Consider the following 18,556-nt stretch of genomic DNA (forward strand, 5'->3'; position numbering starts at 1 on the left):
CGCAGCCCAGCGGGAGCAAGCTCCCTCGCCACAGGGTTATGTGTTCATTTCTGGTCTGTGAAGACAGATGAATTGATTGAGAAGACCGGCAACCCGGGCGCCTTGCTTGCACCATCGAAACGGTATTCGAATAACAATTAGAGAGAGACTGTGCGATGAAGAAAATCCGTGTAGTGCTGACGGTGTCAGTGTTGGCCGCCAGCATTGTCGGTGGGCTGCAATGGTCGCGAGGTCAAAGCGGCATTTCTCTGCAAGCGGCCAACAACAGCGCCGGGCAGGGTGGCCAGAAAGCCGCGACCGAGGCGACCATCGCCGCCAACGCGAACACCGCGCACAGCATGCCCGCCGTTGATGCGCTGGTAGAAGCGGACATCCAGCGCGGCTTCATCGCCAGTCTCCCTGACGCCGAAACCACCGCCGCCGACGGTCATGTGGTGTACAGCCTCAAGGGCTATGAATTCCTCGATAAAGCCGACGCACCGGCCACGGTCAACCCGAGCCTGTGGCAGCAGGCGCGCAAAAGCATGTCCAACGGGCTGTTCAAGGTCACGGACGGTTTTTATCAGGTGCGCGGTCTTGACCTGACCAACATGACCATCATCGAAGGCAAGACCGGCCTGATCATCATTGACTGCAACCTGGCCACTGAAGTGGCGCACGCCTCGCTGGAACTGTATTACCAGCACCGCCCACGCAAACCGGTGGTCGCGGTGATCTACAACCACAGCCATGTCGATCACTTTGCGGGTATTCGCGGCATCGTCGATGAAGCGGACGTGAAGTCGGGCAAGGTGCAGATCATTGCCCCGAAAGGCTTCATGGAAACAGCGGTCGCCGAAAACGTGATGGCCGGTAACGCCATGAGCCGTCGCGCCGAGTATCAGTTCGGCACCACCTTGCCACGCAGCGCCCAGGGCCAGATTGACCTCGGCGGTGCCAAGGCCTTGTCCAACGGCACGATCACCCTGATCCCGCCAACCCTCGAACTCGACCAGCCGGTGCAAACCCTGACCATCGATGGCGTCGAAATCGTCAACATGCTTGCCCCCGGCACCGAAGCGCCTGCCGAGTTCATTCACTACTTCCCGCAATTCAAAGTGCTCGATACCGGTGAACTGGCGCTGCCGACCCAGCATCAACTGCTGACGTTGCGCGGGGCGACCATTCGCGATGGCCTGGCCTGGTCGAAGTACCTCAATGAGGCGCTGCATCAGTTCGCGCCCGGCACCGACATTCTGGTGGGGCAGCACGGCTGGCCGGTGTTTGGCCATGAGCGCGTGGTCAACTACCTGTCCAAGCAACGGGACATGTACAAATGGCTGCACGACCAGTCGTTGCGCCTGGTGAACAAGGGCTACAAACCGGTCGAGATTGCCGAATACATGCGCAGCCACGTGCCGGCAAGCCTGGCCAGTGAAACCTTCACCCATGGTTTTTATGGTTCGGTGCAGCGCAACTCCAAAGCGGTGTATCAGCAATACATGGGCTGGTACGACGCCAACCCGGCCAATATGGATGCGTTGTCCGACAGTGATTACGGCAAGAAATTTGTCGAATATGGCGGCGGTGCCGACGCCGTATTGGCCCACGCTCGAACCGACTTTGCTAACGGCCAGTACCGTTGGGTGGCGCAAGCCATGAGCCATTTGGTCTTTGCCGAACCGGACAACAAGGCCGCGCGGGAATTGTCCGCCGATGCCTTGGAACAACTGGGTTACCAGGCTGAATCGGCCGTGGAGCGCAACAGCTACCTGGCCGCCGCCATGGAACAACGCAGCGGCGGCAAAAAACTCGCCTCGCCGTTGCGCACCGCCAGCCCGGACATGCTGCGGGCGCTGACTATCGACAACATTTTCGATTACCTGGGTGTGCGTCTGAAGGCGCCGGATGTCGAGGGCAAGCACATTGTCCTGAACTGGAACTTCACCGACGTCGGGCCTGACGGCAAGCGCTACATGCTCAATCTGGAGAACTCGGCGCTGACTTACGTGGCCGATTACAACGCAGAAAAGGCCGACGCCACGCTGACCCTGACCCGCGAAACGTTGAACGCCATTCTCGCGGAAAAACTCTCGCCGATTGAAGCGGTAATCAAAGGCGGGCTGAAGATCGACGGCAGCAAGATCGCGGTCTATGACGTATTGGGCTCGCTGGACAAATTCTCGCCCGACTTTGAACTGATCGGCCCCAATGCGCCTGCAAAATAGGACCACGACCATGAACTCGCCTCTCGCTGATGAAGCGCATGCGCTTTTCGTTCCGGCCTCCGCGCGAGTCGCCGCGGTGCTCGCCCGTCAACAGGCCGCCTCGTGGTCCGAGGGGCCACCGTCCGCCGAACTGCGCATCGAGCGGATCAACCGCGTGATCAACCTGTTGCTGGACAACCAGCAGGCCCTTTGCGACGCCTTGGCCAAGGACTTTACCTGGCGCAGTCACGATCAATCGCTGATGGCGGATGTGCTGCTGCCGGTGCAGGGCCTGAAATATGCGCGCGATCGTGTGCGTCAGTGGATGCGTCCGCAGCGCCGTAAAGCCGAATTGGGCAGCGGCTGGTTGGGCGCCAGGGCTGAAATCCATTTTCAGCCGCTGGGCACGATCGGCATCATCTCGCCGTGGAATTTTCCGATTGCCATCGCGCTGGGGCCATTGGCCGAAGCGCTGGCGGCAGGTAATCGCGCGATTCTGCTGTTTTCCGATCAGTCGCCAGCCACGGCCAGCCTGCTGATCGAATTGCTGGCCAGGCAGTTCGATGACACCGAAGTGGCAGGCTTCATCGGCGGTGCCGAGTTGGGCGCGGCGTTTTCCGCGCTGCCACTGGATCACCTGGTGTTTACCGGCAGTCCACGGGTTGGGCGGTTGGTGATGCGTGCCGCCGCAGAAAACCTGACACCGCTGACGCTGGAACTGGGCGGCAAGTCGCCGACCATCATCGGTCGCGGTGCCGATCTGCAAAACGCCGCCAAACGTATCTGGGGCGGCAAGGGCGTCAGCGCCGGGCAGGCCTGTATCGCTCCGGATTATGTGTTTGTGCACGAGGACGACCTTGAACGCTTGTTGAGCACCATGCAGGTCGAGATGAAGCGCCTGTTCCCGACGCTGCTGAACAATCCCGACTACACCGCCATGGCGACGCCCGGCCAATACCAGCGGATGCAAGCCTTGCTGCAAGACGCTCGTGAGCATTGTGTCAGGGTGATCGAGGTCAATCCGGGTCACGAGGACTTGAGCGCTTCACGCAAGATTGCCCCGACCCTGGTGGTTGATCCGCCTGACTCGACGCTTGTGATGCAGGATGAAGTGTTCGGTCCGTTGTTGCCGATTCGCGGCTACCGCGATATCAAGGAAGTGCTTGAGTACATCAATGCGCATCCAAGGCCTCTGGCTTTGTATTACTTCGGTGACAACCGCGCGGAAGCAAAGCATGTGCTGGAACGCACCCATTCCGGGGGCGCGTGCATCAATGAAGTGATGCAGCACCTGTTCCAGACTGACTTGCCGTTTGGTGGCTGTGGGCACTCGGGGTTTGGTCGTTATCGGGGCGGATACGGGTTCAAGGCATTCAGTCTGGAGCGCTCGGTGTTCACACCGCCACGGGTTGATGTAATGGGGTTGTTGCGCCCGCCGTACGGCCGGCTGTTTCGTCGGGTCATCGGCGCTCTATTGAAACCCTGACCCGAGCCACACACCGATCAAAATGTGGGAGCGGGCTTGCTCGCGAAGACGGCGTGTCAGTCAACATCTTTATTGAATGTGATGGCCTTTTCGCGAGCAAGCCCGCTCCCACATTTGATCGCAGTGGGACATAGATTTTTGTGACCGACGAAATTGCCCCGTAGGAGTGAGCCTGCTCGCGATAGGGGCGGAACATTCAACAGAGATGTTGACTGACAGACCGCTATCGCGAGTAGGCTCACTCCTACAAAAATAAAGGAAACCGTGGATGATTCCGTTGAAGCCGCTTGCCCTGGTGATGTGTTGCCTAGCCTTCACTGCCCAAAGTTTCGCCGCCCCCAAACAGCCGAACATCGTGGTACTGGTCGCCGACGACTGGGGCTACAGCGACGTCGGTTCCTTCGGCAGCGAAATCGCCACGCCGAACATCGACACCCTGGCCCGTGAAGGTGTGCGCTTCTCCGATTTCCATGTCACTGCCTCCTGCTCGCCGACGCGGTCGATGCTGCTGACCGGCGTCGATAACCATCGCAACGGTGTCGGCAACATGCCGGAAACCATGCCTGAAGAACACCTGGGAAAACCCGGTTACAGCGGCGTGCTCAACGACAATGCGATCACCGTCGCCAGCCGGCTCAAGGAGGGTGGTTACCGCACCTACATCACCGGTAAATGGCACCTGGGCAAAACCCCGGACACCTTGCCGAACAACCGTGGTTTCGATCGCTCGTTCATCCAGGCCGACAGCGGCTCGGACAATTGGGAAGAGCGGCCGTACGCGCCGCTCTACGACAAAGCCGCCTGGTTCGAGAACGGCCAGCCGGCCCATCTGCCGAAGGACTATTATTCCTCGACCTTCATCGTCGACAAGGCGCTGGAGTACATCGAAAAAGACCGACAGGACGGCAAGCCGTTTTTCGCCTACCTGGGCTTTCAGGCCAACCACGTTCCGGTCCAGGCGCCCAAGGCGATCATCGACAAGTACCAGGGGCGCTATGACGCCGGCTGGACCGCGTTGCGTAAGGAGCGTCGCGACAAGGCGGTGGAACTGGGCGTGATTCCGGCGGGTGTCGGCATGCAAACCATGGCCAGCACCGCCGACTGGAACGCACTGGATGAACACGAAAAGCGCTACGAAGCGCGGCGCATGGAAGTCTATGCCGGCATGGCGGAAACCATGGACCAGGAAATCGGTCGCTTCATCCAGCACCTCAAAGACACCGGCGAGTACGACAACACCGTGTTCGTGTTCCTGTCCGATAACGGCAGCGAACCCACCGACCCGTACGCCATCCCCGCCATACGGTTGTGGCTGGAAATGAACTACACCCGCCAGCTCGATCGACTGGGCAGCAAGGGTGCCTTCACCAGCATTGGCCCGAGTTGGGCCAGCGCCGCCGCGTCGCCGTTGAGCGGCTACAAGTTCTTTGCCGGCGAGGGCGGTTTGCGCACGCCGTTGATCGTGACCGGTGTGCGCGGTAGCCAGAGCAATCACATCACCAAAGCGTTCACCCACGTCACCGACATCGTCCCGACCTTGTTGGAAGTGGCAGGCGTGCCGGCGCATAACGGTCCGTTTCAGGGACGAGCCGTGGAGCCGATGATCGGTACCAGTCTGGTGCCGGTACTCACTGGCGCGACGGACCGCGTGCACCCCGAAGACCAGGCCATCGGCTATGAGCTGTCGGGCAGCGCCGCGCTGTTCAAGGGCGATTACAAACTGGTGAAAAGCCTCAAGCCGGTGGGCAACGAGCAATGGCACCTCTACAACATCGTCACCGACCCCGGTGAGGTCAACGACCTGCAACAGCAGATGCCGGAGCGCTTTGCGGCCATGCAGGCCGACTACGCTGAATACGCCCGGGTCAACGGTGTGCTGCCGATGCCGGTCGGTTATGACTACATGCACCAGGGGCAGTTGTATGCCTTGAAACACGTGGTCATTCCCAAACTCAAGGCTGCCGCGCCTCCGGTGGTGGCGGTGCTGGTATTGCTGGTGGGCGTGCTGGTGTGGCATCGTCGCCGCAAGCAGAGGGTTTGACCGATGACTGACGAACTCGATGAATCGGGCCGCCGATTGATTCACCGGCGCACGGTGGAATGCCAGGGCTTTTTACGCGCCGATGGCTTGTGGGATATCGAAGGGCGACTGAGCGACAGCAAGACCCATCCGGTGACGCTCGCAGAAGGCCGCACCGTGGAGAGGGGGCAGACGTACCACGGCATGTGGATACGCCTGACCCTGGACGACGCTTTCATTGTGCAGGACGTGCAGGTGACGATGCCGGACGTGCCCACCAGTCAGTGTCGCGGGGCAATGCCGGCCTATCAGAAGTTGCTGGGCGAGCGCATCGGCCCGGGGTTTTCGCGGCGGATCAAGGAACTGTTCGGCGGAATTGGCGGCTGTGTGCACCTGACCGAGCTGCTGCTGCCGATCGCGACCACGGCATTCCAGACCATCCCCATGGCGCGATCACTGGTGGCGCCACGCACGCCGGCGGATGTCGACGCTTACCGCAATGCCAGGGGGGCGTTGCTCAATACCTGTCATGCGTTGCGCGAGGACAGTCCGGTGGCGGTGTTTCTGAAAGACTGAATTGAACCTGTCATGAGTTCGAAGTGAAGAGGGAGCTTTTGTGGCGAGGGGGCTTGTCGGAACGCCGCATCGCCCCGTTGGACTGCGAAGCAGTCCCCTACTATTTTGGGTGAAGAGGGGGGCCGCTTCGCGACCCAACGGGGGCAAGCCCCCTCGCCACAGGGCTCGCTCCCACAGGGATTGTGGAGTTCCGGGGCCTATCTGATTGGCATCAAGCCCCGGTGTTCAGATCAACCGCTGGATCTGCTCTTCGCTCAAGCCAGCTTTGCGCAGAATGACTGTGCTGTGTTCCCCTCGGGTCGGCACCTTGCCACTGGCCGAAGGCGTCGCGGAAAAGCGTGGCGCCGGTGCTGCCTGCAACACGCCGTCCTTGCGCGAGTACACACCGCGTTCGGCCATGTGCGGATGGTCCAGGGCCTCGGCCGGTGTCAGGACCGGGGCGAAGCAGGCATCGGTGCCTTCCAGCAGGTCGATCCAGTGCTGGCGCGGCTGGCTGGCAAACACCGCTTCCAGGCGCTGGCGCAGCGGGCCCCACTGGCGCGGATCGTATGGGCTCTTGAAGTCCGGGTCGTCACCCAGTCCCAGTTTGCTGAACAGCAAGGCATTGAACTGCGGTTCAAGGGCTTGCACGCTGATGAACAAACCATCTGCGCAGGCATAGGTGCGGGCCCAATGGGCGCCGTCGAGCAACCCGCGACCGCGTTCCAGCGGCTGCTGGCCGGCGGAGTGCGCGGACAGCAGCAGGTTCATCAGGTTGGCGCTGCCATCGACAATCGCCGCGTCCACCACCTGACCGACGCCGTTGGTGCTGGCGTTGATGATCCCGGCCAGAATGCCCATCGCCAGGTACAACGCACCGCCGCCCAGATCACCCACCAGCGTCGGCGGTGCCATCGGCGGCTGGCCGGCTTCGCCGCTGAACCATAAGGCGCCGGACAGGGCGATGTAGTTGAGGTCGTGGCCGGCGGCCTGGGCCAGCGGACCTTGCTGGCCCCAACCGGTCATGCGGCCGTAGACCAGACGAGGATTGCGCGCCAGGCACACGTCCGGACCCAGGCCCAGGCGCTCCATGACGCCGGGGCGCATGCCTTCGATCAGCGCATCGGCGCCTTCGATCAGGCGCAACACCGCTTCGATGGATTCAGGATCCTTGAGGTCGAGGGCAATCGACTGTTTGCCGCGATTGACGATGGCGTGCTTGCCCAGGTCGAGCATGTCGCCGCCCTTGCCGGCGCGTTCCACCAGGATCACCTCGGCGCCCATGTCGGCCAGCAACATGCCGCAAAACGGCCCCGGTCCGATACCGGCAATTTCGACGATACGAACGCCGTCCAATACGCCCATGTGCGTACTCCTTTGGATGAATTTAGAGGTGGGGGGGAGGTTATCGACGCAAAAACAACGCGGTCAGCACGGCATGCAACACCACCGCCGGCCACAGCAATACACCACCGCCGACCAACACGCCGATGTACGCCAGGTACAGCGCAATCGCACCGTTGTAGAACAACATCGAACGCAGCGCGGCAGGGTTGACCGGCCGCGGCCAACAGGCGATGCCGAGGGCAATCAATGCAATGCCAAAACAGCGGGCGATCAGATTGCTGGCGTCCGTCGCGATGCCCAGCAACAGGTGGCTGACCAGGCCTGGCGTGAGCAGCAGCGCCACGCCGGTTGCCAGTTCGATCGCCGCTGAAACCACCAGCAGCTTATGCGGGGTGAGGCTGCGTACTGGATTCATGATCGTCCTTCGAGGAAAGAGAGGCGCTTGCAGCGCGGTCCTGACGAATAAACTCGGCGGCTTTTTCGCCAATCATCACCGTCGCGGCGGTGGTGCTACAGCCAATGATAGTCGGCATGATCGAGGCGTCGACCACGCGCAGGCCTTCCAGGCCATGCACCTTCAATCGGGCATCCACCACCGCCATCGCATCGTCGCCCATCTTGCAGGTGCCGATCGGGTGATAAAGGGTGTCCGAACGATTGCGCAGCACCTGCTCGACCTCGGCGTCGCTGTTCATCGGAGCGTCTAGTACATCCTGTGGGGCGAACGCCTTGAACGCCGGGGTGGCCATGACTTTCTGAATGATTCGGTAGCCTGCGATCAGCGTTTTGATGTCATCCGGATGAGTCAGGAACGCCGGATCGATCAGCGGCGCGACCATCGGGTCGGCGCTCGCTAGGGTCAGTTGCCCGACGCTTTTCGGGTGCAGCAGGCAGGCATGCAGGCTGAGCCCGTGCCCGCGATACAGCGTGCGGCCATGGTCGGCGAACATGGCGATGGTCAGCGCCAGTTCGATGTCGGCCTGGGCCAGTTCCGGCGAGGTTTTGACGAAGGCACAGGCCTCGGCGAAGTTGGTGGTCAGCGGGCCGCTGCGCCGGCGCCAGTAACGGATCGCCGCTTTGGCGATGTCCCAGGCGCCGGCCAGCGACAAGCCGATCAGGCCGCGCGATTTGACGCGGTACGAGTGCACGTAGTCGATGTGATCCACCAGGTTCTGGCCGACCCCTGGGAGTTCGTGCACCACTGGAATATCGAACTTGAGCAGTTGATTGGTTGGCCCGACCCCGGACAGCAACAGCAGCTGAGGCGAGTTGAAGGCGCCGGAACTGACGATCAGCTCATGCCGTGCGCGCAGGGTGCGTTTGACGCCGTTCTGCACGAACTCGATGCCCACCGCGCGCTTGCCGTCGAACAGGATTCGCGTGGCGTGGGCGTGGGTTTCGATGTGCAGGTTCTGGCGATGGCGGTTCGGGGTGAGGTAGGCCTTGGCCGCGCTGCAGCGCTGGCCGTCCTTTTGCATCACCTGAACGCGACCGAAGCCTTCCATGACCGTACCGTTCTGATCGGGGCAGGGCGGATAACCCGCCTGTACGCCGGCCTCGATAAAGGTTTCGCCGAAGGCATTGGGCGACGTATGGAAGCGCACATTCAGTGGGCCGTTCTGGCCGTGGAGTTCGTCTTTGAAGTGTTCGTTGTGCTCGGCACGCTTGAAGAACGGCAGCACCTCCTCATAGCTCCAGCCGGGGTTACCCAGGGCCGCCCAGCGGTCGAAGTCGCGCGGGTGGCCGCGGTGATAGGCCATGGCGTTGATTGAAGAACTGCCGCCCAAGGTCTTGCCCCGTGGCTGATAGCCGATGCGGCCGTTCAAGCCTGGCTGCGGCACGGTCTGGTACTGCCAGTTGTTGATCGATGTCGGCACCATCGCCGCGACGCCGGCTGGCATATGCACCAGCGGATGGGTGTCGGGGCCGCCGGCTTCCAGCAGGCAGACGGAAATCGACGGATCTTCCGACAGGCGACTGGCAACCACGCAACCGGCCGCGCCCGCACCAACTACGATGTAATCGAACTCTGCGTTCTGGCTCATGCTGTTCTTCTCTTTTTATTCGATGCACAACTAGACCTCATTGTGGGTACAAAGCCTGGTGTGTTACCGGTCAATAGAATGAATTCGCTGGTCAGTGGGGCAGGTGACTATCGCGCCAAGCACTGGAACATCGTGGAAATGCTCATCATCGAGCATTGACCGATGGACGGCCGGGGGCGAGTATCGGCTTTCGCATCCCCAACAGGCAGGCCCATGTCAGGTTCGAAAATGGATACGCCCGGCACCGAAACATCGTTGCGTGAAGAAGCGTTGCAGCCCACCACCATCAGCAGCTACACCGTGGCCATCGCCCGCGCGCTGGACGCCAGTGGGGTCGACAGCAAGCGGATTTTTCTCGCGATGGGCATTCCGCTGGGCGTGGCGACCGATCCGATGACCCGCTTGCCGGTTGCGACCATGACCAAGCTGTATCGCGCTTGCGTGGATGTGACCAACAACCCGTATTTCGGGCTGACCGTGGCCAAGCATATCCATCTGACGCACCTGCATGCGTTGGGCTATTCCCTGGCGGCCAGTGGCACGTTGCTGGATTTCTGCCGGCGCCTGGAGCGTTATTTCCGCTTGGTGTCCCAAGTCGCCAAGGTCCATGTCACGCAGGTGGATGACCAGGTCCAGTTTCGCTGCGATCACCTGCTGGAGCTGTGCTACGAGACTGAAGATGCGTTCTTCGGCTTTCTGATCCGCACCATGCGCCTGCTCTATAAGCAGGAGCTTAAGCCGGTACGGATGGAATTCTGTCGCCCTATGCCCCACGAAGGCGGGGAGCCTTATGAGGCGCTGTTCAGGTCGCCGGTGTTGTTCGGGCAGGCCAGCAGCCTGATGGTGTTTAACAAGGCGGATATGGTCTATCCGCTCAGCGGCTCGTGCCCGGAACTGGCCCAGGTCAACGACAACATCATCATCAGTTACCTGGCGCGCCTGGATAAAAACGATGTGATCACCGGTGTGACCCAGAAGATCATCGAGTTCCTCCCGGACGGCGATTGCACCCGCGACCGGGTGGCCGACGCGTTGCACATGAGCCCGACCAAACTGCAGCTCAAGCTGTCCCAGCGTGGCACGCATTTCCAGCAACTGCTCGATGACACCCGCAAGGAGCTGGCGTACAGCTACCTGAGCCAGGCGACGCGGCCGGTGACTGAAATCACCTTTCTCCTGGGTTTCAGCGACACCAGCAATTTCACCCGCGCATTCAAGCGCTGGACCGGGCTGTCGCCCACGGATTTCCGCCAGCAACTCTGAAACACAACCCCCAGACTAACAGCAATTCCTCTGTAGGAGTGATCCCTGTGGCGAGGGGGCTTGCCCCCGTTTGAGTGCGTAGCACTCACAAGATCCTAGGTGCGATCAGAGATTTTGGGGCTGCTTTGGAGCTCAACGGGGGCAAGCCCCCTCGCCACAGTGAGCGGAAAGTTGCGCTGACCGATGATTTGGCCCAATTGACCGGCGACCCCCCCACCCCTCGCGATACAACAGTCTCGACCGAATGGTCAGTGCTCCTTAGAGCAGGGCACTCCACCGAAGTCGGCATTTTTTTGAATGACTTTTCGTGAAACCACAGAGAAGGCGAGCACGCTAGATGAATAACAACAATAAGATCTGCCATCCAAATCTGCGGCGCGGGCTGCTGGCTTCGGCGATTCTCGCCGGGCTGGGCATGTCGCCAGCGCAGGCGTTCGAATTCGATACGGGGAACGAGGACCTGACGGTTCGTTTCGACAACACCCTGAAATTCAACTACGCCCAGCGCGTCGAGGCACCGAACAGCAAGCTCGCCAACTCGTGGAACAACAACGACGGTGATCGCAACTTTTCTTCCGGCAGCCCGGTCGCCCAGCGTCTCGACGTCATGTCGGAGCTGGACGTGGTGTACAAAAAACAGATGGGCTTTCGGGTCAGCGCCAACAGCTGGTACGACCATGCCTATGACGATATCGGCAGCTACAATCCGTCGACCAACCAGCTGAATGACGGTAAGGCCGATTCGAAGCACCAGAGCGGCTATGCCGACCGTTACTACAACGGCCCGTCCTCCGAGATTCTCGACGCCTTTGTGTTCGGCAGCACTGAAATCGGCGACGAATCGCTGCTCAGTGGCAAAGCCGGCAAACACACGGTCTATTGGGGTGAAAGCGTCCTGGCCTTTGCCCATGGCAACAGTTATGGCCAGTCGGGCCTGGACTTGTCCAAAGCCCTTGCGGTGCCGGGTACTGAAGCCAAAGAGTTGTTCATCCCGCGCAATCAGCTGTCCACCAGCTTCACCGTCAATCCGGAATTGACCCTCGGGGCGCAGTATTTCCTCAATTGGGACGCTGCACGCTTGCCGGAGTCCGGCACGTACTTGGGTTTCAATGACGGTATCCAGAATGGCGGCCACAACCTGTCCTTGATTGGCGCGGCGAATCCATTTTTCGGCCTGCCAGGCCCATTGGGTGGCAACCAGTACCTACGCCTCCAGAACGGCCATACGTTCACGCCAAGCAACAGCGGCGACTTCGGCCTGATGGCCAAGTGGAGCCCGGCGTGGCTGGACGGCACCATGGGTCTCTACTACCGCAAAACCTCGGACATCCTGCCCAATCTGGTGCTGCAGCCGACTGCTGTCACGCCGGCCGCGATCGCTTCGGGCAACATCGGCAGCTACAACCAATTCTATGTGGATGACATCGATGTCTACGGTTTCAGCCTGGCCAAAAACATTGCGGGTGTGAGTGTCGGTTTCGACCTCAACTATCGCCACAACATGCCGCTGTCCAGCGTTCCGGCCACCGTCAACCCGACATTGGGCGCACGCGAAGCCCCAGGGTTCATCAGCAGTTTCGATGGCGACAACGGCGTGGCACGCGGCAACACCGTACACGCCGTGTTGAACGGCCTGACCACCTTCGGTGAAACACCGCTGTGGGATTCCTCTTCGTTGCTGGTTGAACTCGCCTACAGCCGCTGGCTGAACGTGACCGAAAACAAGCAATTGTTCAAGGGTGAGGACTGGTACAACGGCGTCGACAAGGTCACCAAGGACAACTACATCGTCGGCATGAACTTCAACCCGACCTGGTACCAGGTGTTCCCCGGCATCGATATGTTCATGCCGGTCAGCTACAACGTTGGCCTCGCCGGCCAGTCGTCCGTGCAACTGGGCGGCAACAAAGGCACCGGCAGCTACTCGGTCGGCGTCGGTATGGATGTTCACAGTCAATATCGCTTCGACCTTAAGTACGTCGACAACTTTGGCGATTTCGACACCTGCGGTTCTGCCGGCAACGCTTCCGCCCACGGCGATGGCGCCGCGCCCGGTGCCAATGGTCAATACAACTGCGTGCCCGGCCAGACCACTGCGTTTGCCGGTACCGTGGCCCAGCTCAAGGATCGCGGCATGGTCACTTTCACTTTCAAAACCACCCTCTGATCCGAGTGCTGTGAGTTAACAGGAGACACTCCATGAATTTTGCTAAAACACTATTGGCCACCGCCCTGGCGCTGGCCGTCGTCGGCTCCGCCCATGCGGCGGTCAGCGCCGATCAAGCGGCCAAACTGGGCACCAGCCTGACGGCAATCGGTGCCGAGAAAGCGGCCAGCGCCGACGGTCTCATTCCGGCGTACACCGGCGGTCTGAGCACCATCCCGGCTGATTTCAAAACCGGCGACTCGTTCCGTCCGGACCCGTTCGGTGCCGACAAACCACGCCTGGTTATCACTGGCAAAGAACTGGCGGAGCAGAAAGACAAACTCACCGCGACCACCCAGGCGTTGCTCACCCGCTACCCATCGTATCGCCTTGATGTGTACCCGACTCACCGCAGCGTCGCCATGCCTCAGGCCGTCCTAGACAACACCGCGAAAAACGCTCTGACGGCCAAGACCACCGATGGCGGCATGGGTCTGGAAAACTCCCTGCCGGGCGTACCGTTCCCGATCCCCGCTGACGGCTACGAAGCCATGTGGAACCACTTGCAGCGCTATCAAGGCGTGGCAATGACCAACAAATACGACTCGTGGAACGTCGACTCCTCCGGTACCGCTTCGTTGAGCTCCACGGGTGTGTTCAACATTGAATACCCGCTGTTTGCCCCGTCGCGCTCAGCGGGGCCGGTGACCTCCGATGAAACGTACTACAAGATCAAGCTGACCTACACCGGCCCTGCACGTCGTGCCGGTGAAGCGCTGCTGTTGATGGACTCGGTTAACCCGTTGCAACAACCGCGTCGCGCCTGGCAGTACCTGCCGGGACAACGCCGCGTGAAACTGGCACCGGACCTGGCCTACGACACGCCGAACCCTGGCACCGTCGGCGCTGCGACCTATGACGACGCTTTCGTGTTCAACGGTGCGATGGACCGTTACGACTTCAAACTGGTCGGCAAGAAAGAAATGTATGTGCCGTACAACACCTACAAGTTGAGCTATCACAAAGACGCGACCGACGTGATGAAGGCCAACCACGTCAATCCGGACCTGATGCGCTGGGAACTGCACCGGGTGTGGGTGGTGGAAGCCACGCTTAAACCGGGCAAGCGTCACATCTACAGCAAGCGCACCTTCTACCTCGACGAGGACACCTGGATCGCTTTGGCTTCCGACGAGTATGACGCCCGTGGCCAGCTCTACCGTGGCGGTTTCGCACACCTGACCTACAGCTACGACGTGAAGGCTCCGGACACGATCAACCACATGACCTACGACCTGATCTCCGGTGCTTACAACGTGAACGGTTTCTACGGTCCTTACGGTGGCTTGAAGTACATCGACCCGCTGTCGAAGGCGCAGTGGTCTGCTGAATCGCTGGCTGGCGCCGGCATCCGCTAAACCCCCGCAATCCCATGTGGGAGCGGGCTTGCTCGCGAAGGCGGTGTGTCAGTCGATATCAGTGTTGAATGACCAACCGCTATCGCGAGCAAGCCCGCTCCCACAAGGGAACCGTGGTGTGCACCGAGATAATAATAATGACGATGATCAAGTGGTTCCTGCTGGCCGCATTGGCCTATGCCATGGCCGTGCCGTTCACCCGCCCGGTGATCGCCGGCGAATTTGCCGATGTGCTCGACACGCCGGCACTGCCCAGCGAGCTGGCCGTACGGTCGACGCTGACCGGGCTGACTCACGCCGGTGAACGCCTGGTTGCCGTGGGCCAACGCGGCCACATTCTCTATTCCGATGATGCCGGTCAACACTGGCAACAGGCGCAAGTGCCGGTCAGTTCCGACCTGGTCGCCGTGCATTTCCCCACACCACAACAGGGCTGGGCGGTCGGTCACGACGGCGTGGTCCTGCACAGCAGCGACGCGGGCCAGACCTGGACCCGACAACTGGACGGCCGCCAGGTTGGTCCGATCCTGCTTGAGTACTACCAGCAGCAACTCGCCAGCCAACCGGATGATGCCGACCTGCAACACCGGGTCAGCGACGCGCAACGCATGGTCGAAGAGGGCGCCGATAAACCCTTCCTCGATGTCTGGTTCGAGAACGATCAAATCGGCTACATCGTCGGCGCGTTCAACCTGATTCTGCGCACCGACGATGGCGGTCAACACTGGACCCCGTTGCTCGAACGCACCGATAACCCGAGCGCTCTGAACTTCTACGCTCTGCGCCCGGTGGGTGACGATTTGTTCATCGTCGGCGAGCAGGGCCTGGTCCTGAAACTGGACCGTGCGAGCGGGCGCTTCAATGCGATGCCGACGCCGTACAACGGCAGCTTTTTTGGCATCACCGGCAAGCCGGGTGTGGCGCTGGTGTACGGTCTGCGCGGCAACGTTTTCCGTAGCACCGACGGCGGCGTGAGCTGGACCAAAGTCGAACTGGGCTTGCCCCTGAGCATCACCGCCAGCTCCGTCACGGCCGATGGCCGCATCGTGCTGGTCAGTCAGGCCGGCCATGTGCTGGTCAGCAGCGACGACGGCGCGAGTTTCCATATTCAACCCAACACCACGATGGCCCCGGTGGCTGCCGCCCAAGTGGCCAATGGCAGTTCGCTGGTGCTTGCAGGCACTCGTGGCTTGCGTCAATTGCCTCTCGAATAAGTCCGGCATCACAAAGAGAACACCATGATGGGTCACTACGAACTCGAAACAATGCCGGTTATCCGCGAGCTCAAGGGCTTCGACGCGCGTTCCGGTAACGCCCTGGAACGGCTGATCTTCAACAACCGCTTGTGGGTGGTACTGGCCTGTCTGCTGGTGACGATTGCATTGAGCTTCTTCGCCGCGACCCGGTTGTCGCTTAACGCCAGCTTCGAAAAAATGATTCCGCAGAGTCAGCCCTACATCAAAAACTACCTGGAAAACCGCCAGGCCTTGCGTGGCCTGGGCAACGCGGTGCGGGTGGTGGTAGAGAGCAGCAACGGCGATATTTTCGATCCGCACTACCTCGACGCCCTGAAAGAGATCAACGACGAACTGTTCGTTACGCCCGGCGTCGACCGCGCCTGGATGAAGTCGCTGTGGACCCCGGCGGTGCGCTGGACTGAAGTCACCGAACAAGGCTTCCAGGGTGGCCCGGTGATGCCCGATTCCTATGATGGCTCGGCGCAAAGCGTTGCGCAGCTGCGGCAGAACATCGCCCGCTCGGGGATCGTCGGCAGCCTGATCGGCAACAACTTCAAGTCGAGCATGATCTTCGTGCCGCTGCTGGAGAAAGACCCGGTCACCGGGCAGGCCATCGATTACCACCAGTTCTCCAAGACGCTGGAAGAGAAACTGCGCGACAAATACGAATTCGAAGGCAGCGTTCGCGTGTCGGGCGAAGAGGGCAAAGGTCCGATCAAGATCCGCGTGATCGGCTTCGCCAAACTCGTGGGCGACCTGCTCGACGGCCTGATGCAGGTCATGATGTATTTCGGCGCCGCCGCCGTGATTGCCACGGCCATCATCTTCTACTTCACCCGTTGTGTACGCAGTACCGCGCTGGTGATTCTCTGCTCGGTCATCGCGGTGGTCTGGCAGTTGGGGCTGGTTGCGCTGTTCGGCTTTGCGCTGGACCCGTTCTCGATTCTGGTGCCGTTTCTGGTGTTCGCCATCGGCGTGTCCCACGGCGCACAGAAGATGAACGGGATCATGCAGGACGTCGGCCGTGGCACGCACCAATTGGTCGCCGCACGTTACACCTTCCGCCGCTTGTTCCTCGCCGGCCTCACCGCGTTGCTGGCCGATGCCGTCGGCTTTGCGGTGTTGATGCTGATCGACATTCCAGTGATTCAGGACCTGGCAATCACCGCGAGCATCGGTGTCGCGGTGCTGATCTTTACCAACCTGGTGCTGCTGCCGGTGTTGCTGTCGTACTGGGGCGTGAGCCGCAAGGCCGCCGAACGCAGTTTGCGCGCCGAGAACAAAGAGCTGCGCGGCAAAGGCATCGGCGCGCTGTGGAGTTTCCTCGACAAGTTCACCGAGCGCCGCTGGGCCACCATCGCGGTGAGCGTGGCGGCTGTGCTGGCGGTGGGCGGGCTGGTCGTCAGCCATCATCTGAAGATCGGCGACCTCGACCCCGGTGCACCGGAGCTGCGTTCGGACTCGCGTTACAACCGCGACAACGCTTACATCACCACCAACTATTCGCTGTCCAGCGACCAGTTCGCAATCATGCTCAAGACCCCGAGCGAAGGTTGCCTGAAGTACCAGTCGCTGGTGGAGGCCGATCGTCTGGCCTGGCTGCTGCAGCAGATTCCGGGTGTGCAAACCACGGTGTCGCTGACCAACGCGGTGCGCCAGATCACGGCGGGTTCCTATGAAGGCAACCCGAAGATGCTGACGATCGCGCGCAATCAGGACGTGCTCAACTATGGCGCGCAACAGGCTTCGGTCAGCAGTCCGGACCTGTTCAACAACGATTGCTCGATGATGCCGATCGTGGCGTACCTGTCGGATCACAAGGCCGAAACCCTCGACCGTGTAGTGCAAGTCGCTGAAACCTTCGCCCGCGAACACAGCAACGGCGAGCGTCAGTTCATGCTCGCGGCCGGCAGCGCCGGGATCGAAGCGGCAACCAACATCGTCGTCCGCGATGCGAACCGTACGATGTTGCTGTACGTGTATGGCGCGGTGATTGTGCTGTGCTTCATCACCTTCCGCAGCTGGCGTGCAGTGGTGGTGGCGGTGATGCCATTGATGCTGACCTCGATCCTGTGCGAAGCCCTGATGGTCTGGCTGGGCATGGGCGTCAAAGTCGCAACCTTGCCGGTGATTGCGCTCGGTGTGGGGATTGGCGTGGACTACGCGCTGTACCTGTTGAGCGTGCAACTGGCGCAGCAGCGTGCCGGGATGTCACTGACCGAGGCGTATCGCAATGCGGTGGCGTTCACCGGGAAAGTGGTGGCGTTGGTCGGGATTACCTTGGCGGCGGGTGTGATCACCTGGGCCTGGTCGCCGATCAAGTTCCAGGCGGACATGGGTATTTTGCTGACGTTCATGTTCATCTGGAACATGGTCGGGGCGTTGGTGCTGATCCCGGCGCTGTCGCACTTCCTGTTGCGCAAGGTGAAATAGGTCGGCGCCCGTTCAAGCATCCCGCAACAAGTCGTTGGCGTTGAGAATGTCGTAGGCGATCTCCGGACGCTTCTCAAGGCCACGGCGGATGGCGGCCGGGATCGATTGGCGGGTCTTGCGGCACAGCCCAGGCTGCTCGCCGAGGGTGATGCCGATACCGCGCATGGTCCTCACCTCGTTGAAACCGGGGGCGATCTCGACACGGATGCCCAGTTGCTCGAACATCCGCTGTTGCAGGCGTTCGAGGTCGGCCAGGCTCTGGAGGTTTTCCAGGCGGTCGAGCAGGCGTTTTTCTTCGGGGCGGGTCAGAAACAGGATGCGCACGTCCGCGCCCGGTGTTTCCAGCAGCGGGTCACGCCCGCAGGTGCAGGCGCCGGGCGGGCAGGGTGAGCGGATCGAAACAGGGGTCGTCATGGGCC

The 18,556-nt window shown here is 61.0% G+C and carries 13 protein-coding genes; 9 read left to right on the forward strand and 4 right to left on the reverse strand.

Features of this window, described 5'->3' with window-relative positions:
• Positions 1-155: 155 nt before the first annotated feature.
• From EAH78_RS19330 to EAH78_RS19345, 4 genes are all read left to right on the forward strand, one after another.
• Positions 156-2,207 carry an alkyl/aryl-sulfatase gene (locus EAH78_RS19330; RefSeq protein ID WP_140668945.1) on the forward strand — a complete coding sequence of 684 codons (2,052 nt, stop codon included), beginning with the start codon at positions 156-158 and terminating at the stop codon, positions 2,205-2,207.
• A 10-nt stretch (positions 2,208-2,217) separates the two neighbouring features.
• The gene (locus EAH78_RS19335; RefSeq protein ID WP_140668946.1) at positions 2,218-3,672 is read left to right on the forward strand and encodes a coniferyl aldehyde dehydrogenase; all 1,455 of its coding nucleotides are present in this window, start codon (positions 2,218-2,220) and stop codon (positions 3,670-3,672) included.
• Positions 3,673-3,940: 268 nt separating this feature from the next.
• Complete coding sequence (locus tag EAH78_RS19340; protein ID WP_140668947.1) at positions 3,941-5,713, forward strand: arylsulfatase; 1,773 nt, start codon at positions 3,941-3,943, stop codon at positions 5,711-5,713.
• A 3-nt stretch (positions 5,714-5,716) separates the two neighbouring features.
• Positions 5,717-6,268 carry a DUF2889 domain-containing protein gene (locus EAH78_RS19345; RefSeq protein ID WP_140668948.1) on the forward strand — a complete coding sequence of 184 codons (552 nt, stop codon included), beginning with the start codon at positions 5,717-5,719 and terminating at the stop codon, positions 6,266-6,268.
• A 225-nt stretch (positions 6,269-6,493) separates the two neighbouring features.
• Here the strand turns inward: EAH78_RS19345 and EAH78_RS19350 are convergent, their stop codons facing one another.
• From EAH78_RS19350 to EAH78_RS19360, 3 genes are read right to left on the reverse strand one after another with little or no spacing between them, the layout of a single operon-like run.
• Positions 6,494-7,612, reverse strand: coding sequence for a CaiB/BaiF CoA transferase family protein (locus tag EAH78_RS19350; RefSeq protein WP_140668949.1), 1,119 nt, complete (start codon positions 7,610-7,612; stop codon positions 6,494-6,496).
• Positions 7,613-7,652: 40 nt separating this feature from the next.
• Complete coding sequence (locus EAH78_RS19355; RefSeq protein WP_140668950.1) at positions 7,653-8,009, reverse strand: hypothetical protein; 357 nt, start codon at positions 8,007-8,009, stop codon at positions 7,653-7,655.
• A complete protein-coding gene (locus EAH78_RS19360; RefSeq protein ID WP_140668951.1) occupies positions 7,978-9,639 on the reverse strand; it encodes a GMC family oxidoreductase in 1,662 nt (553 codons plus the stop codon). Before EAH78_RS19360 ends, EAH78_RS19355 begins: the two co-directional genes overlap by 32 nt.
• Positions 9,640-9,852: 213 nt before the next feature.
• On the opposite strand from EAH78_RS19360, the gene EAH78_RS19365 reads away from it, so the two are divergent.
• From EAH78_RS19365 to EAH78_RS19390, 5 genes are all read left to right on the forward strand, one after another.
• The gene (locus EAH78_RS19365; RefSeq protein WP_140668952.1) at positions 9,853-10,902 is read left to right on the forward strand and encodes an AraC family transcriptional regulator; all 1,050 of its coding nucleotides are present in this window, start codon (positions 9,853-9,855) and stop codon (positions 10,900-10,902) included.
• Between the two features lie 337 nt (positions 10,903-11,239).
• Complete coding sequence (locus tag EAH78_RS19370; protein ID WP_140668953.1) at positions 11,240-13,069, forward strand: DUF1302 domain-containing protein; 1,830 nt, start codon at positions 11,240-11,242, stop codon at positions 13,067-13,069.
• A 32-nt stretch (positions 13,070-13,101) separates the two neighbouring features.
• Complete coding sequence (locus EAH78_RS19375; RefSeq protein ID WP_140668954.1) at positions 13,102-14,466, forward strand: DUF1329 domain-containing protein; 1,365 nt, start codon at positions 13,102-13,104, stop codon at positions 14,464-14,466.
• A gap of 137 nt (positions 14,467-14,603) precedes the next feature.
• Positions 14,604-15,680 carry a WD40/YVTN/BNR-like repeat-containing protein gene (locus EAH78_RS19385; protein ID WP_140668955.1) on the forward strand — a complete coding sequence of 359 codons (1,077 nt, stop codon included), beginning with the start codon at positions 14,604-14,606 and terminating at the stop codon, positions 15,678-15,680.
• Between the two features lie 27 nt (positions 15,681-15,707).
• Positions 15,708-18,137, forward strand: coding sequence for an efflux RND transporter permease subunit (locus EAH78_RS19390; RefSeq protein WP_140669113.1), 2,430 nt, complete (start codon positions 15,708-15,710; stop codon positions 18,135-18,137).
• 12 nt (positions 18,138-18,149) lie between these two features.
• Here the strand turns inward: EAH78_RS19390 and EAH78_RS19395 are convergent, their stop codons facing one another.
• On the reverse strand, positions 18,150-18,551 hold the full coding sequence (locus EAH78_RS19395) for a hypothetical protein (RefSeq protein ID WP_027925262.1): 402 nt from the start codon (positions 18,549-18,551) through the stop codon (positions 18,150-18,152).
• Positions 18,552-18,556: the final 5 nt, after the last annotated feature.

The sequence above is a fragment of the Pseudomonas arsenicoxydans genome (assembly GCF_006438915.1).
Lineage (GTDB): Bacteria > Pseudomonadota > Gammaproteobacteria > Pseudomonadales > Pseudomonadaceae > Aquipseudomonas > Aquipseudomonas arsenicoxydans_A.

Coding starts and splice junctions, on each gene's coding strand:
- EAH78_RS19370 (WP_140668953.1), top strand. CDS start 11,240: ATGAATAACAACAATAAGATCTGCCATCCAAATCTGCGGCGCGGGCTG.
- EAH78_RS19345 (WP_140668948.1), top strand. CDS start 5,717: ATGACTGACGAACTCGATGAATCGGGCCGCCGATTGATTCACCGGCGC.
- EAH78_RS19350 (WP_140668949.1), bottom strand. CDS start 7,612: ATGGGCGTATTGGACGGCGTTCGTATCGTCGAAATTGCCGGTATCGGA.
- EAH78_RS19390 (WP_140669113.1), top strand. CDS start 15,708: ATGGGTCACTACGAACTCGAAACAATGCCGGTTATCCGCGAGCTCAAG.
- EAH78_RS19385 (WP_140668955.1), top strand. CDS start 14,604: ATGACGATGATCAAGTGGTTCCTGCTGGCCGCATTGGCCTATGCCATG.
- EAH78_RS19375 (WP_140668954.1), top strand. CDS start 13,102: ATGAATTTTGCTAAAACACTATTGGCCACCGCCCTGGCGCTGGCCGTC.
- EAH78_RS19395 (WP_027925262.1), bottom strand. CDS start 18,551: ATGACGACCCCTGTTTCGATCCGCTCACCCTGCCCGCCCGGCGCCTGC.
- EAH78_RS19355 (WP_140668950.1), bottom strand. CDS start 8,009: ATGAATCCAGTACGCAGCCTCACCCCGCATAAGCTGCTGGTGGTTTCA.
- EAH78_RS19340 (WP_140668947.1), top strand. CDS start 3,941: ATGATTCCGTTGAAGCCGCTTGCCCTGGTGATGTGTTGCCTAGCCTTC.
- EAH78_RS19335 (WP_140668946.1), top strand. CDS start 2,218: ATGAACTCGCCTCTCGCTGATGAAGCGCATGCGCTTTTCGTTCCGGCC.
- EAH78_RS19365 (WP_140668952.1), top strand. CDS start 9,853: ATGTCAGGTTCGAAAATGGATACGCCCGGCACCGAAACATCGTTGCGT.
- EAH78_RS19330 (WP_140668945.1), top strand. CDS start 156: ATGAAGAAAATCCGTGTAGTGCTGACGGTGTCAGTGTTGGCCGCCAGC.
- EAH78_RS19360 (WP_140668951.1), bottom strand. CDS start 9,639: ATGAGCCAGAACGCAGAGTTCGATTACATCGTAGTTGGTGCGGGCGCG.